Source organism: Bacillus sp. FSL K6-3431 (assembly GCF_038002605.1).
Classification (GTDB): Bacteria; Bacillota; Bacilli; order Bacillales; family Bacillaceae_C; genus Lederbergia.
In genome coordinates this window covers 4,265,620-4,280,699 of record NZ_JBBOCT010000001.1, presented here as the reverse complement: position 1 = coordinate 4,280,699, position 15,080 = coordinate 4,265,620, and the positions used below count along the sequence as shown (strand labels likewise).

At 43.5% G+C, this 15,080-nt stretch carries 10 protein-coding genes, 3 rRNA genes and 1 riboswitch; all 13 genes read right to left on the bottom strand.

Annotated features, from left to right (window positions below; all coding sequences use genetic code 11):
- Nucleotides 1-9: 9 nt before the first annotated feature.
- Nucleotides 10-585: a phosphoribosylglycinamide formyltransferase gene (purN, locus tag MHB53_RS20635; RefSeq protein ID WP_340921944.1), complete on the bottom strand. Its 576-nt coding sequence runs from the start codon at nucleotides 583-585 to the stop codon at nucleotides 10-12.
- Complete coding sequence (gene purM, locus MHB53_RS20630) at nucleotides 582-1,625, bottom strand: phosphoribosylformylglycinamidine cyclo-ligase (RefSeq protein ID WP_340921942.1); 1,044 nt, start codon at nucleotides 1,623-1,625, stop codon at nucleotides 582-584. The genes purN and purM overlap by 4 nt, the downstream gene beginning before the upstream one ends.
- Before the next feature lie 167 nt (nucleotides 1,626-1,792).
- Nucleotides 1,793-3,214 (bottom strand): amidophosphoribosyltransferase, encoded by a 1,422-nt coding sequence (gene purF / locus MHB53_RS20625; RefSeq protein ID WP_340921940.1) that lies wholly within the window; start codon nucleotides 3,212-3,214, stop codon nucleotides 1,793-1,795.
- Nucleotides 3,199-5,418, bottom strand: coding sequence for a phosphoribosylformylglycinamidine synthase subunit PurL (gene purL / locus MHB53_RS20620; RefSeq protein ID WP_340921939.1), 2,220 nt, complete (start codon nucleotides 5,416-5,418; stop codon nucleotides 3,199-3,201). Before purL ends, purF begins: the two co-directional genes overlap by 16 nt.
- Complete coding sequence (gene purQ / locus MHB53_RS20615) at nucleotides 5,402-6,088, bottom strand: phosphoribosylformylglycinamidine synthase subunit PurQ (RefSeq protein ID WP_340921937.1); 687 nt, start codon at nucleotides 6,086-6,088, stop codon at nucleotides 5,402-5,404. Before purQ ends, purL begins: the two co-directional genes overlap by 17 nt.
- A complete protein-coding gene (gene purS, locus MHB53_RS20610) occupies nucleotides 6,085-6,339 on the bottom strand; it encodes a phosphoribosylformylglycinamidine synthase subunit PurS (RefSeq protein ID WP_340921935.1) in 255 nt (84 codons plus the stop codon). Before purS ends, purQ begins: the two co-directional genes overlap by 4 nt.
- A 192-nt stretch (nucleotides 6,340-6,531) precedes the next feature.
- The gene (purK, locus tag MHB53_RS20605) at nucleotides 6,532-7,680 is read right to left on the bottom strand and encodes a 5-(carboxyamino)imidazole ribonucleotide synthase (protein ID WP_445661463.1); all 1,149 of its coding nucleotides are present in this window, start codon (nucleotides 7,678-7,680) and stop codon (nucleotides 6,532-6,534) included.
- Nucleotides 7,664-8,152 carry a 5-(carboxyamino)imidazole ribonucleotide mutase gene (gene purE / locus MHB53_RS20600; protein ID WP_340921931.1) on the bottom strand — a complete coding sequence of 163 codons (489 nt, stop codon included), beginning with the start codon at nucleotides 8,150-8,152 and terminating at the stop codon, nucleotides 7,664-7,666. Before purE ends, purK begins: the two co-directional genes overlap by 17 nt.
- Before the next feature lie 117 nt (nucleotides 8,153-8,269).
- Nucleotides 8,270-8,370: riboswitch (purine riboswitch) on the bottom strand.
- 74 nt (nucleotides 8,371-8,444) lie between these two features.
- A complete protein-coding gene (locus MHB53_RS20595; RefSeq protein ID WP_340921929.1) occupies nucleotides 8,445-8,633 on the bottom strand; it encodes an NETI motif-containing protein in 189 nt (62 codons plus the stop codon).
- A gap of 2 nt (nucleotides 8,634-8,635) precedes the next feature.
- Nucleotides 8,636-9,175 (bottom strand): DUF2179 domain-containing protein, encoded by a 540-nt coding sequence (locus MHB53_RS20590; RefSeq protein WP_340921927.1) that lies wholly within the window; start codon nucleotides 9,173-9,175, stop codon nucleotides 8,636-8,638.
- Nucleotides 9,176-9,492: 317 nt separating this feature from the next.
- A 5S ribosomal RNA gene (rrf, locus tag MHB53_RS20585) occupies nucleotides 9,493-9,608 on the bottom strand.
- Nucleotides 9,609-9,747: 139 nt separating this feature from the next.
- Nucleotides 9,748-12,680 (bottom strand): 23S ribosomal RNA (locus tag MHB53_RS20580).
- Between the two features lie 228 nt (nucleotides 12,681-12,908).
- A 16S ribosomal RNA gene (locus tag MHB53_RS20575) occupies nucleotides 12,909-14,460 on the bottom strand.
- Together the 16S, 23S and 5S rRNA genes form the textbook arrangement of a ribosomal RNA operon.
- Between the last annotated feature and the right edge of the window lie 620 nt (nucleotides 14,461-15,080).

Sequence of the window (15,080 nt, the reverse complement as noted above, 5' to 3'; positions counted from 1 at the left end):
CGGATTTTTTCATTGAACTTTTTTCCCGAGTAATTTTTCTAATGTTTCTGGATAAAAGATATGTTCTATCTCATGAATCTTGCGGGTTACATCGGAAAGTTCGTCTTCATCTGCCAGCTCTACCGCTTTCTGTGCAATTATTGGACCGGTATCCATCCCTTCATCAACAAAATGAATTGTCACACCGGTTATTTTTACACCTGCTTGCACAGCTTGGCCAATTGCATCCTTGCCAGCAAAAGCAGGTAGTAGGGATGGGTGGATATTAATAATTTTATTTGCAAATGCAGTAAGCAGCGTCGGCCCAACTAATCTCATATATCCGGCAAGTACGATAAATTCGACATCGTTCTGCTCAAGCTGGTGAATAATCTCCTGCTCAAATGCTGCTTTTGATGTAAATTGTTTCGGTTCAAATGCAAATACTGGTACTTCCGCCAGCTCAGCTTTAACGACTACCTCAGCATTTGGTCTATCACACACAAGCAAAGCTACATCTACATGTAGCTTATTTGCTGTAACGGCGTCAATAATAGCTTGAAAGTTACTTCCAGTACCTGAAGCGAATACAGCTATCTTTTTCACTTATCGACCTCCGCATTCACGAACTGAACGCCCTCTCCTTTAACGACAGAACCAATTTTATAAGCCTTTTCGCCCTGTTCAATAAAGAATCTAGTTACTTCATCCGCAATTTTAGCGTCAACAGCAACAACGAAACCAATACCCATATTAAAAATATTGTACATTTCTTCGCTATTAATATCTCCATATTTTTCAAGGGCTTGGAATATCGGTAAAACAGGCCATGATCCTTTATTAACTACAGCACCAAATCCATCAGGTAGCATCCTTGGTATATTTTCAATAAAACCCCCACCAGTTATATGGGACATGCTGTGAATGTTAAATTCTTTTAGTGCAGCTATAATTTGTTTTGCATATATTCTTGTTGGTTTCAATAATTCATTACCTAGGCTATCTGATAGCTCAGGTAATTTAGCATCTAGTTTAAATCCTTGATCCTCAAGAAATACTTTTCTAACAAGTGAATAGCCATTGCTGTGGATTCCGCTTGAAGCTAGTCCAATTAGTACATCACCTTCTTGAATAGCTTCCCCAGTGATCAATTCAGATTTCTCGCAAGCACCAACGGAGAATCCTGCTAAATCATACTCATCCTCCGCATACAAACCCGGCATTTCTGCAGTCTCGCCACCAATTAGTGCACATCCAGCTTTTTCACAACCATCAGCGATGCCACTTACGATCTGCTCAATTTTATCGGGAACTGCTTTTCCAAGCGCAACATAGTCAAGAAAATAAAGTGGCTCTGCTCCTTGGACAACAATATCATTCACACACATCGCTACACAATCGATGCCAATCGTGTCATGCTTATCCATCATGAAAGCAAGCTTTAGCTTTGTACCAACTCCATCAGTCCCTGAAACAAGTACTGGTTCTTTTAATTTCAGCTCAGACAAATCAAAGACGCCACCGAAACTTCCAAGTTGCCCCATAACTCCCGGGCGCAATGTTCTTTTCGTATGTTTCTTTATTTTTTCAACCGCTTCATATCCAGCTTCAATATTGACGCCAGCTTTCTGGTAGGCATTCGCCATCCTAATTGCCCCCTAGTGATTTTTTGACCACATGATGTGGGGCATATCGGTGTCGCCACAAAATGTGCGGACCCTAGCCGATATGCCTCTTTATTTGCATTTTCCTACATTTAGTCTGTTTGGACATCACTTTCTAGACTTCCGTAGTAATACCGTCACTTACGAATTTATTTCATCAATTCCTTTTCGTATGGCATCATCGTATCCGGATAAATCTCTGTCGGATATTCCCCTGTGAAACATGCCATACATTGTCCGCAATCTTTTCCGTAACCTTTTCTTGCGATTGCTTCCAACGTCCCCTCTACACTCAAAAATGTCAGAGAATCTGCACCGATAATTTCCCGAATCTCATCTATGGTATTGGATGACGCAATTAATTCTTCATGTGAAGAAATATCAATTCCATAAAAACAAGGGTTTTTCATTGGCGGCGAACTAATACACACATGTACTTCTGTCGCTCCAGCCTCTTTCAACATTCTCACAATTCGTTTACATGTTGTACCACGTACAATTGAATCATCGACCATTACAACTCGTTTGCCTTCTACGACTTTTCTTACTGGTGAAAGCTTCATCTTCACTCCACGTTCACGCAGTTCCTGAGATGGCTTAATAAATGTCCGGCCTACATAACGATTCTTAATCAAACCAAGTTCATATGGGATCCCTGCTGTTTCTGCGAATCCAATCGCCGCCGAAATACTAGAGTCCGGTACTCCTGTAACAACATCTGCTTCAATATTAGCTTCCCTCGCAAGCATTTTTCCGAGATTTTTTCTCGCAGTATGAACATTTACGCCTTCAATATCACTGTCAGGACGAGAGAAATACACATATTCCATCGTGCACATAGCACTTGAAGCGGAAAGTGAAAATCGCTCAGCATGCATACCTTCATCATTGATAACAATCAATTCACCCGGCTCTACATCGCGAACAAATTCAGCTCCAATAAGATCGAATGCACAGGTTTCAGATGCTACACAATAGGCGTCACCTACTTTTCCAATCGAGAGGGGCCGCATTCCGTTTGGATCTTGAGCGATGATCAATTCTTTTTCAGACATGATTACAATTGCATATGCGCCTTTTACCATCGATAATGCATTTTTCACTTTATCTTTTAAGGCTAGATATCCGCTGCGTTTAATTAAATGAGCGAGTACTTCTGTATCAGAACTTGTTTGAAAAATACTGCCTTGCATTTCAAGCTGATGTCTTAAATCACCGGCATTAATTAAATTACCATTATGTGCAAGTGTAAGACCACCGCTTTGCGAATGTAATAAGAATGGCTGTACATTTTCAATTCCACTTTTATCGATTCCGCCGTACCTCACATGACCAATCGCACTTGTTCCTACTAAGCTCTTAATCTTTTTTTCATTAAAAACATCGTTAACAAGCCCTTCTCCTCTGACACCTTTTAAACGTTCACCATCTGTGACGACGATCCCAGCGCCTTCTTGACCTCGATGCTGCAAACTATGAAGACCGTAATACGTAATTTGGGCTGCATCGGGATTACCCCATATACCAAATACCCCGCATTCCTCGTTTAGCCCTCTTATTTCAGCAAACATGGAATAGCCCCTTTCCAAGCTTCTTCCAATACTTGTATGTTAGATTGGATTAATTGTTTTTCAGCACCGTTAATGATCAACTGTTTGGTATTATTTACTTCTCCAATCAAAGTTGCATCAACAACTAATTGTTCAAACGCTGCTTGATTTTCCTTTTTCACAGATAATACAAAGCGTGATTGTGTTTCCGCAAATAAAGATGATGTTTCATTACCTTTAAGTGTAACTTCAGCACCAAGGCCGCTTGATCCAAACAATGATTCTGCAAGTGCCACAGCTGTTCCACCTTCAGAAACGTCATGAGCTGAAGCAATAAGTCCATTACGAATTGCTTGTTGGACTTGATTTTGTCTGCTAACCTCGACATCTAAATCAATAGCAGGTGCTTTTCCAAAAATTTTCCCGTGGATCATTTTTTGTAATTCACTTCCACCGAATTCATCATTCGCTTCGCCAATGAGATAAACTAAATCTCCCGCCGACTTAAATGTTTGTGTCGTTACATAAGCAAGATCTTCAATCAAGCCAACCATCCCGATAATTGGTGTCGGATAAATTGCCTTGCCGCCTTTCTCATTGAAAAGTGATACGTTTCCACCAATAACTGGACTTTCGAGCGCAAGACAAGCTTCACTAATACCAGCTGCGGACTTTTCAATTTGCCAAAAGATTTCCGGCTTTTCTGGGCTACCAAAGTTAAGTCCATCTGTAATTGCAAGAGGTTTTGCACCGGAACAAACAACGTTTCTTGCTGCTTCGGCAACTGCAATCTTCCCGCCTACTTCTGGATCTAAATAAATATATCTCGAGTTACAATCTGTTGTTATCGCAATAGCTTTTTTCGTACCACGAATCCTTACAACCGCTGCATCTGAACCTGGACTAACAACTGTATTTGAGCCAACATGATGATCAAATTGGTTGTATACCCACTCTTTGCTAGCGATAGTTGGTTGTTTTAACAGCTTCAGCAATGTTTCATTATAATCAGCAACTTCTGGAACTTCCTGTTCCATCGCTTGGAATTCACGATAATATGCTGGTTCTGACGAAGGTTTATGATAAACTGGGGCGTCCTCAGCAAGTGCATCAGCCGGTACTTCTGCAACAATCTCACCTTTATGAAGTAAACGGAGCATTTTATCATCTGTTACATGACCAACAGATACCGCCTCAAGATCATATTTTGCGAATAAATCAATAATTTCTTGTTCGCGTCCTTTTTTAATAACGAGCAACATCCGCTCTTGCGATTCTGATAGCATCATTTCATAAGCTGTCATATTCACTTCACGCTGTGGTACTAAATCAAGATTCATTTCAACCCCAAATCCTGCTTTACTTGCCATTTCCGAGGATGAGCTTGCTAAGCCAGCCGCTCCCATATCTTGAATACCGATCAATGCATCAGATTTTACAAGTTCCAAACACGCATCCATCAATAATTTTTCTGTAAAGGAATCACCAGCTTGTACAGCTGCTCTTTCTTCATCTTCCTCTTCGGCTAGTTCAACGGAAGAAAAGGTTGCTCCATGAATCCCGTCCCGACCAGTCGCAGCACCAGCATACATCACTGTATTGCCTACACCTTTAGCCTGCCCTTTTTGCATATCTTCATGATTAATTAAACCAACAACCATCGCATTGACAAGTGGATTATGTTCATAAGCGGAATCAAACTGAATCTCTCCGCCAACAGTCGGAATACCAAGACCATTTCCGTAATCAGAAATCCCAGCTACAGCTTCTTCAAGCAAATAACGGACCCTTGGGGAATCAAGTTCTCCAAAGCGAAGGGAATTCAACGAGGCAATTGGTCTTGCCCCCATGGAGAATACGTCCCTAACAATTCCGCCGACACCAGTTGCTGCACCTTCATATGGTTCTACCGCTGATGGTGAGTTATGGCTTTCAATTTTAAACACAACTGCTTGGTTATCGCCAATATCAACAATTCCCGCACCTTCTCCAGGTCCTTGGAGGACTTGTTTTCCTTCTGTCGGGAACTTCTTCAGTACTGGCTTAGAATTTTTATAACTGCAATGCTCAGACCACATTACAGAAAATAAACCCGTTTCGGTATAGTTAGGTGTTCTACCAAGCATTTTCTCTGCAAGGGCAAATTCTTCGTCCGTCATACCCATGTCACGATACATTTTTTCTTTTTTTACTTGCTCTGGGTTTGGCTCAAGCATTTGTCGCATGTGATTCCCTCCAGTTTCTTACGATCGATTGAAAAATTCTTAAACCGTCTTCGCTACCGAATAGCTGATCGACTGCTCGCTCAGGATGCGGCATCATACCAAGTACATTTCCTTCCTTATTGCTAATTCCTGCGATGTTTTCCGTGCTACCGTTAGGATTTTCTGCTGTATAAGTGAAAATGATTTGTCTATTTTCTTGTAATTTAGCTAGCATCGCCTCATCACAATAATAATTTCCGTTTCCATGAGCGATGGGGATATTAACCAGCTCACCATTTTCATAAGTGGATGTAAACAAAGTGTCGTTGTTTTCCACTTTAAGCTGAACTGATTTACAAATAAATTTCAGACTTTTGTTTTCAAGCATAGCACCAGGAAGAATACCTGCTTCAAGCAAAACTTGAAAACCATTACCAATTCCTAATATTGGCTTACCTGCTTCTGCGGCTTTCTTTACTGCATGAATAATTGGCTGCATCCGGGCAATGGCGCCGGGGCGAACAGCATCACCATATGATGTTCCACCAGGAATGATAATCGCATCATATGATTCCAATTGCTCGCTATTATGTCCTACTAATTCCGCGTTCTCACCAAGTTCATTTTTAATTGCATCATATGTGTCTACCTCACAGCTTGTACCTGGGAATACGATGACAGCGAATTTCACTCTGCACCAACCTCCTCAATTTCGAAACGATAATCTTCGACTACCGTGTTCACAAGCAAATTGCGGCATATATCATGAACTGACTCTTCGATACCTTTATCAGACTGTTCGACAATAAGCTCTATATATTTACCAACACGCACATCTTGCACCTCAGGAAAATCTGTGTTTTTCAATGCTTTCGTTGCTGCGGAACCTTGCGGATCAATGACACTCTCTTTTAATGTTACAAAAACCTTCACTTTATACATATTTCATTTCTCCTCTCGATTTTGGGGTTTTATCTCTAATTAGTTCAGGCCGTTAAAAAATAGTCATTCCATGCATACGAACCATATATCATTTCATGATCTCCAGGTAACTGTCTGGTTCTTCGTAGCAATACCGAAGCGTGGTAATACACAATTCTTTCCGCTAATGGCTGTGGTACAAAATTATTAGATTCAGGAGTTTATTTCCTTCATCCACACTCCGCTTTCATCTAATTCCTGTAAAGTAGCGTCGACACTTTCTGTCAAAATCGTCACATGTCCCATTTTTCTGTTATGCTTCGCTTCTTTCTTTCCATAAAAATGAATCGACCAATTGGGACGCTTTAAAACTTCTTTCCTTACACCATCAACATGCTGTCCTAAAACATTGATCATGATAGCAGGTTTTAACAATGTTGGATCCTGCAATGGCCAGCCACAAACCGCTCGAATATGCTGTCCAAACTGTGAAATGCTACAAGCTTCAATTGTATAATGCCCTGAATTATGTGGTCGTGGTGCAAGTTCATTCACATACAACTTTCCAGCTTCCGTTAAAAATAATTCCACCGCTAATGTTCCAACAAGATTTAAATGATTGGCTATTTTCGTCGCCAGTAGATAAACATTCTTTTCTACATCCACTGATATTCTTGCTGGTACAATTGTTTCGTGCAAAATATTGTTCACATGAATATTTTCTCCGATTGGAAAACAACTTAGTTCACCATTTACGCTTCTCGTCATGACAACCGATATTTCTTTATTAAATGGAATCCAGGCCTCAAGAACGCATGGACCATGTGATAAAAGCTTGATAGCTTCTTCCATGTCAGCTAATTCTTTTAATACAAATTGGCCTTTTCCGTCATAGCCACCGCGTGAGGTTTTTAGTACAGAAGGGAGTCCAATACTCTTTATTTTCTCTTCTAGGTCGACTACACTGCGTATAACAGCATATGGAGCCACTTCCACCCCCGCATCAGTCAATGACTGCTTTTCCAAAATTCGATCCTGTGTAATTTTAATCAGCTCGGAACCTTGGGGAATATATGCCTTTTTAGTCAGCCAATCAAGCGCTCCAAAGTCGATATTTTCAAACTCATATGTGATAACATCACTTTTTTTTGCTAATTCAGCTAACGCAATGCGATCATCATATGCCGCCACAATTTGTTCATCTGCTATTTGTCCCGCTGGCGAGTCCGGAGCTGGCTCTAGCACTACTACATGAAACCCAGCTTCTTTTGCAGAAAGTGTCATCATACGTCCAAGCTGTCCTCCGCCAATAATACCGATTATTTGACCAGGTTCGATAACTTTTTTAGACAAGCTGATCACTGCTTTCTAAGACTTTTTCTTTCATTTCATTTCTTCTATTTTCAAGACGCAACGCTATTTCCTCATTCATAGTACCTAGAATCTGTGCAGCAAGTAATCCTGCGTTCACCGCGCCTGCTTTTCCAATCGCCACTGTTGCAACTGGTACGCCGCCAGGCATTTGCACAATGGAAAGCAATGAATCCATCCCTTTTAAAGATTTAGATTCAACTGGAACACCAATGACTGGTAAAATAGTTTTTGCTGCCACCATTCCTGGAAGATGAGCAGCTCCACCAGCACCAGCGATGATTATCTTCAATCCTCGCTCTTTAGCATTTTCCGCGTATTCAAACATCAAATCCGGAGTTCTGTGTGCTGATACAACTTTTTTTTCAAAAGGCACCTGTAATTCATCAAGTACATCACAGGCGTGTTTCATCGTTTCCCAGTCAGATGTACTGCCCATAATAATTCCGACTTCGGTCTTCATAATAATCCCTCCGCCCTTATATGTAAAAATAAAAAAACGGATAGACTGCTCTTCTATAAAAGAAAGCAGGCTATCCGGGAGTAGAAATCACACTTGAAAAAAGCACATCAAATGCTTCCCAAATTCCACTTTCCTCATAGTCCAATTATTTACGGTAATTGGGTAGATACGTATGGGCCATATTCCCATGATATACGAGGCCTTGTTCAACAATTCCATCTTACCAAATATCAGAAGTAGATGTCAATGAAAAATCGAACATTATATATTATTATCATTTTAATGTTCGTGTTTAGGTGTTTTTCATTCCTTCAAAAATTATTTTTTGAGCAATTGGTACATATTTGCTTTCACCTTTTTTTCCTTCTTCTTTGAATATAGGCTTCTCAATTCTCCTGATTGGTGTATATCCTTCGGTATTCATTCGATCTAAACACTCATTAATTGTTTCATTCTCTAATACTTCAAACTTTTTTTTCATAGCTATTTAACGTTCCTTCCCTTAATTGATTTTACCCAAAATCCACCGTAAATTGCTTTTGGTTCATAAGCTATAATAAATGCTTTTGGATCCAGTTCTTTGATCTTTTGATACAGTTTCAATTCAAACCTTCTCGCCGTTAAAACTTGAAGAGCCATCCGATCCCCTTCCAAACCTTGTGCAGCCCAACTTGTAACACCATATCCTTCTTCGCGAAGCTGCCTCGGAAGATCTTTATCATATTCTTTCGTAATAACATTTACAGTTATATAACCAAGGGCCAACTTTTCTTCTATTTTCGTTCCAACGATCACTCCTACTCCATAACCAACCGCATAGGCAATTAAATTTTCAATTTTATTTAAATTATCAAGAACAAGACCAAGACCTACAACATAAATCACAATCTCAATCATACTCAAAAAGGCAGCAATATATCTATATCCCTTTAATGTAAGAATCATCCTTATAGTAAAAAAGGACACGTACACTATATTAATGGTTAAAATAATCGCCACCATTACCAAACTGTTATCAAGCATAAACTAGCCCTCCGTTTAAATTTTCTCTATCATAACATTTTAGCAACAAATAAAGTGCATTTATATCTACATACCCTTTTAATAAGGGAATAGCACTAATTATTAATTTTCCCTTCCATTTTCAAAAAAAATAAATTCGATAATAAATGTTATATTAGTAGAGTATCTTCCTTTGTATGATAAATGATTTACATAAACTTCGTAAGATAATGTAAGTCATTTCCTTACTTAATTGCACCACCTTACATAGTATTTGCATTAAGTGTAAAAATAGGCAAAAAAAAGCACGACACATATGAAATGTGTCGTGCTTGGATGCCTGGCAACGTCCTGCTCTTGCAGGGGGAAACCCCCAACTACCATCGGCGCTGAAGAGCTTAACTACCGTGTTCGAGATGGGAACGGGTGTGACCTCTTCGCTATCGCCACCAGACTTGCACACGGATGTGCTGACTTCTGTGTTGCCACAGGACGTGGCGATCTTAACAGAAGATCATTGAAAAGAAATTTTCATTCTCTCAAAACCAGATAAATGAGTAGGTAAACGCGTGAAACATCGATTTAATTCATATTTGATTAAGTCCTCGATCGATTAGTATCCGTCAGCTCCATGTGTCACCACACTTCCACGCCGGACCTATCAACCTGATCATCTTTCAGGGATCTTACTAGCTTGCGCTATGGGAAATCTCATCTTGAGGGGGGCTTCATGCTTAGATGCTTTCAGCACTTATCCCTGCCGCACATAGCTACCCAGCGATGCTCCTGGCGGAACAACTGGTACACCAGCGGTGCGTCCATCCCGGTCCTCTCGTACTAAGGACAGCTCCTCTCAAATTTCCTGCGCCCACGACGGATAGGGACCGAACTGTCTCACGACGTTCTGAACCCAGCTCGCGTACCGCTTTAATGGGCGAACAGCCCAACCCTTGGGACCGACTACAGCCCCAGGATGCGATGAGCCGACATCGAGGTGCCAAACCTCCCCGTCGATGTGAACTCTTGGGGGAGATAAGCCTGTTATCCCCGGGGTAGCTTTTATCCGTTGAGCGATGGCCCTTCCATGCGGAACCACCGGATCACTAAGCCCGACTTTCGTCCCTGCTCGACTTGTAGGTCTCGCAGTCAAGCTCCCTTGTGCCTTTACACTCTGCGAATGATTTCCAACCATTCTGAGGGAACCTTTGGGCGCCTCCGTTACTCTTTAGGAGGCGACCGCCCCAGTCAAACTGCCTGCCAGACACTGTCTCCCAGCCGGATCACGGCTGCGGGTTAGAATGTCAGTACAGCAAGGGTAGTATCCCACCAGTGCCTCCACCGAAGCTAGCGCTCCGGTTTCTACGGCTCCTACCTATCCTGTACAAGCTGCACCAACATTCAATATCAGGCTGCAGTAAAGCTCCACGGGGTCTTTCCGTCCTGTCGCGGGTAACCTGCATCTTCACAGGTACTATAATTTCACCGAGTCTCTCGTTGAGACAGTGCCCAGATCGTTGCGCCTTTCGTGCGGGTCGGAACTTACCCGACAAGGAATTTCGCTACCTTAGGACCGTTATAGTTACGGCCGCCGTTTACTGGGGCTTCAATTCGCACCTTCGACCGAAGTCTAAGCGCTCCTCTTAACCTTCCAGCACCGGGCAGGCGTCAGCCCCTATACTTCGCCTTGCGGCTTCGCAGAGACCTGTGTTTTTGCTAAACAGTCGCCTGGGCCTATTCACTGCGGCTCATCTGGGCTATTCACCCAAATGAGCACCCCTTCTCCCGAAGTTACGGGGTGATTTTGCCGAGTTCCTTAACGAGAGTTCTCTCGATCACCTTAGGATTCTCTCCTCGCCTACCTGTGTCGGTTTGCGGTACGGGCACCTATTTCCTCGCTAGAGGCTTTTCTTGGCAGTGTGGAATCAGGAACTTCGGTACTAAATTTCCCTCGCCATCACAGCTCAGCCTTAGAGTGAAGGATTTACCTCCACTCCAGCCTACCTGCTTGGACGCGCATATCCAGCAGCGCGCTTACCTTATCCTCCTGCGTCCCCCCATTACTCAAACGGAAATAAGGTGGTACAGGAATATCAACCTGTTATCCATCGCCTACGCCTTTCGGCCTCGGCTTAGGCCCCGACTAACCCTGAGCGGACGAGCCTTCCTCAGGAAACCTTGGGCATTCGGTGGAAGGGATTCTCACCCTTCTTTCGCTACTCATACCGGCATTCTCACTTCTAAGCGCTCCACTAGTCCTTCCGGTCTAGCTTCACAGCCCTTAGAACGCTCTCCTACCATTGACACCAGAGGTGTCAATCCGCAGCTTCGGTGATACGTTTAGCCCCGGTACATTTTCGGCGCAGAGTCACTCGACCAGTGAGCTATTACGCACTCTTTAAATGATGGCTGCTTCTGAGCCAACATCCTGGTTGTCTAAGCAACTCCACATCCTTTTCCACTTAACGTATACTTTGGGACCTTAGCTGGCGGTCTGGGTTGTTTCCCTCTCGACTACGGATCTTATCACTCGCAGTCTGACTCCCATGGATAAGTCTTTGGCATTCGGAGTTTGTCTGAATTCGGTAACCCGTTGAGGGCCCCTAGTCCAAACAGTGCTCTACCTCCAAGACTCTAACCATGAGGCTAGCCCTAAAGCTATTTCGGAGAGAACCAGCTATCTCCAGGTTCGATTGGAATTTCACCGCTACCCACACCTCATCCCCGCACTTTTCAACGTACGTGGGTTCGGGCCTCCAGTAAGTGTTACCTTACCTTCACCCTGGACATGGGTAGATCACCTGGTTTCGGGTCTACGACCTCATACTTATTCGCCCTATTCAGACTCGCTTTCGCTGCGGCTCCGTCTCTTCAACTTAACCTTGCATGAAATCGTAACTCGCCGGTTCATTCTACAAAAGGCACGCCATCACGCATTAACGCGCTCTGACTACTTGTAGGCACATGGTTTCAGGATCTATTTCACTCCCCTTCCGGGGTGCTTTTCACCTTTCCCTCACGGTACTGGTTCACTATCGGTCACTAGGGAGTATTTAGCCTTGGGAGATGGTCCTCCCAGATTCCGACGGGATTTCTCGTGTCCCGCCGTACTCAGGATCCACTCTGGAGGGAACGAAGTTTCGATTACAGGGCTGTTACCTTCTCTGGCGGGCCTTTCCAGGCCTCTTCGTCTACCCCGTTCCTTTGTAACTCCGTATAGAGTGTCCTACAACCCCAAGAGGCAAGCCTCTTGGTTTGGGCTTTTCCCGTTTCGCTCGCCGCTACTCAGGGAATCGATGTTTCTTTCTCTTCCTCCGGGTACTTAGATGTTTCAGTTCCCCGGGTCTGCCTTCTATTTCCTATGTATTCAGAAATAGATACTACTCCATTACGAGCAGTGGGTTTCCCCATTCGGAAATCTTCGGATATAACGCTTGCTTACAGCTCCCCGAAGCATATCGGTGTTAGTCCCGTCCTTCATCGGCTCCTAGTGCCAAGGCATCCACCATGCGCCCTTTCTAACTTAATCATTTGGTCCATGATAAGCGATGCATTGCTGCGTCAGCTTCTCATTGCCTGATCATAAAAAAAGGTCATACATACTTACGGATAAATCCATAAGGTGATGTTTCTCGGTTTATTGCTTCTCATTTTATCTGGTTTTCAAAGAACGAATAATAAGAGAGTTTAACCTCTCAAAACTGAACGAAACAAAAACGTCTGTTTATGTTGGCACCGCGGCCAACAGTTTCCTTAGAAAGGAGGTGATCCAGCCGCACCTTCCGATACGGCTACCTTGTTACGACTTCACCCCAATCATCTGTCCCACCTTCGGCGGCTGGCTCCCGTAAGGGTTACCCCACCGACTTCGGGTGTTACAAACTCTCGTGGTGTGACGGGCGGTGTGTACAAGGCCCGGGAACGTATTCACCGTGGCATGCTGATCCACGATTACTAGCGATTCCGGCTTCATGCAGGCGAGTTGCAGCCTGCAATCCGAACTGAGAATGGTTTTATGGGATTAGCTAAACCTCGCGGTCTTGCAACCCTTTGTACCATCCATTGTAGCACGTGTGTAGCCCAGGTCATAAGGGGCATGATGATTTGACGTCATCCCCACCTTCCTCCGGTTTGTCACCGGCAGTCACCTTAGAGTGCCCAACTGAATGCTGGCAACTAAGATTAAGGGTTGCGCTCGTTGCGGGACTTAACCCAACATCTCACGACACGAGCTGACGACAACCATGCACCACCTGTCACTCTGTCCCCCGAAGGGGAAATCCCTATCTCTAGGGTGGTCAGAGGATGTCAAGACCTGGTAAGGTTCTTCGCGTTGCTTCGAATTAAACCACATGCTCCACCGCTTGTGCGGGCCCCCGTCAATTCCTTTGAGTTTCAGCCTTGCGGCCGTACTCCCCAGGCGGAGTGCTTAATGCGTTAACTGCAGCACTAAAGGGCGGAAACCCTCTAACACTTAGCACTCATCGTTTACGGCGTGGACTACCAGGGTATCTAATCCTGTTTGCTCCCCACGCTTTCGCGCCTCAGCGTCAGTTACAGACCAAAGAGCCGCCTTCGCCACTGGTGTTCCTCCACATCTCTACGCATTTCACCGCTACACGTGGAATTCCGCTCTTCTCTTCTGCACTCAAGTCCCCCAGTTTCCAATGACCTTCCACGGTTGAGCCGTGGGCTTTCACATCAGACTTAAAGGACCGCCTGCGCGCGCTTTACGCCCAATAATTCCGGACAACGCTTGCCACCTACGTATTACCGCGGCTGCTGGCACGTAGTTAGCCGTGGCTTTCTGGTCAGGTACCGTCAAGGTACCGGCAGTTACTCCGATACTTGTTCTTCCCTGACAACAGAGTTTTACGATCCGAAAACCTTCATCACTCACGCGGCGTTGCTCCGTCAGACTTTCGTCCATTGCGGAAGATTCCCTACTGCTGCCTCCCGTAGGAGTCTGGGCCGTGTCTCAGTCCCAGTGTGGCCGATCACCCTCTCAGGTCGGCTACGCATCGTTGCCTTGGTGAGCCGTTATCTCACCAACTAGCTAATGCGCCGCGGGCCCATCTGTAAGTGATAGCCGAAGCCATCTTTTAACCTTCCTCCATGAGAAGAAAGAAATTATCCGGTATTAGCTCCGGTTTCCCGAAGTTATCCCAGTCTTACAGGCAGGTTGCCCACGTGTTACTCACCCGTCCGCCGCTAACTTCCGGGAGCAAGCTCCCTTCCATTCGCTCGACTTGCATGTATTAGGCACGCCGCCAGCGTTCGTCCTGAGCCAGGATCAAACTCTCGTTAAAGTGTTTGTAGCTCATTTGCTGGTCTTACATGTATTACTTTTTGACGTTTTGTTTCGTTCAGTTTTCAAAGATCAAATTCTGTAGTTGTTTTTTACAGCAACTTTACTATCATAACTCATTTACACTAAGTTAGTCAAGTGTTTTTTGAAATTCTTTTTTCTTTATCTTCGTTATGAATTTCGTTTGTTGCGACATCTACTAATATATCATCCTCTCATTAAAACGTCAACTCTTTTTCAAAAAAACTTTTAGTAGAGTCGTAAGAATTAACGGTAAAGTAATTCTACCATTTAATAATATAGAGGTCAAGGGCTTACAGGAAAACAATTAAAGCGCTTTCTAACTTTAACCACTTCATACCTTCCTCATCGCTATTAATATTTAAAATTCACTATCTACTATTATGACTACCTAAAAAATAAAATAGATCCATTAGCTTTTTTGCTAACAGATCTATCTATAATAGGTTGTATCTCTTTTCCACTGTCCTTGATTAACTAACTGATTTTAACATTCGGATCATATTTATTTGCATGATACATAGCTACACTTGCAAAAAACAGTACGTGCACCTACAGATGATTTAGTATGGGAAGTTGTCATAGATGTTCCAAGCATCG

Bases quoted from the DNA above. Each gene is read 5' to 3' on its own strand.
- MHB53_RS20595 (WP_340921929.1), bottom strand. From the start codon at position 8,633: ATGAAAAAAAAGTTTGAAGTATTAGAGAATGAAACAATTAATGAGTGT.
- MHB53_RS20590 (WP_340921927.1), bottom strand. From the start codon at position 9,175: ATGCTTGATAACAGTTTGGTAATGGTGGCGATTATTTTAACCATTAAT.
- purF (WP_340921940.1), bottom strand. From the start codon at position 3,214: ATGTTTGCTGAAATAAGAGGGCTAAACGAGGAATGCGGGGTATTTGGT.
- purS (WP_340921935.1), bottom strand. From the start codon at position 6,339: ATGTATAAAGTGAAGGTTTTTGTAACATTAAAAGAGAGTGTCATTGAT.
- purM (WP_340921942.1), bottom strand. From the start codon at position 1,625: ATGGCGAATGCCTACCAGAAAGCTGGCGTCAATATTGAAGCTGGATAT.
- purL (WP_340921939.1), bottom strand. From the start codon at position 5,418: ATGCGACAAATGCTTGAGCCAAACCCAGAGCAAGTAAAAAAAGAAAAA.
- purE (WP_340921931.1), bottom strand. From the start codon at position 8,152: ATGAAGACCGAAGTCGGAATTATTATGGGCAGTACATCTGACTGGGAA.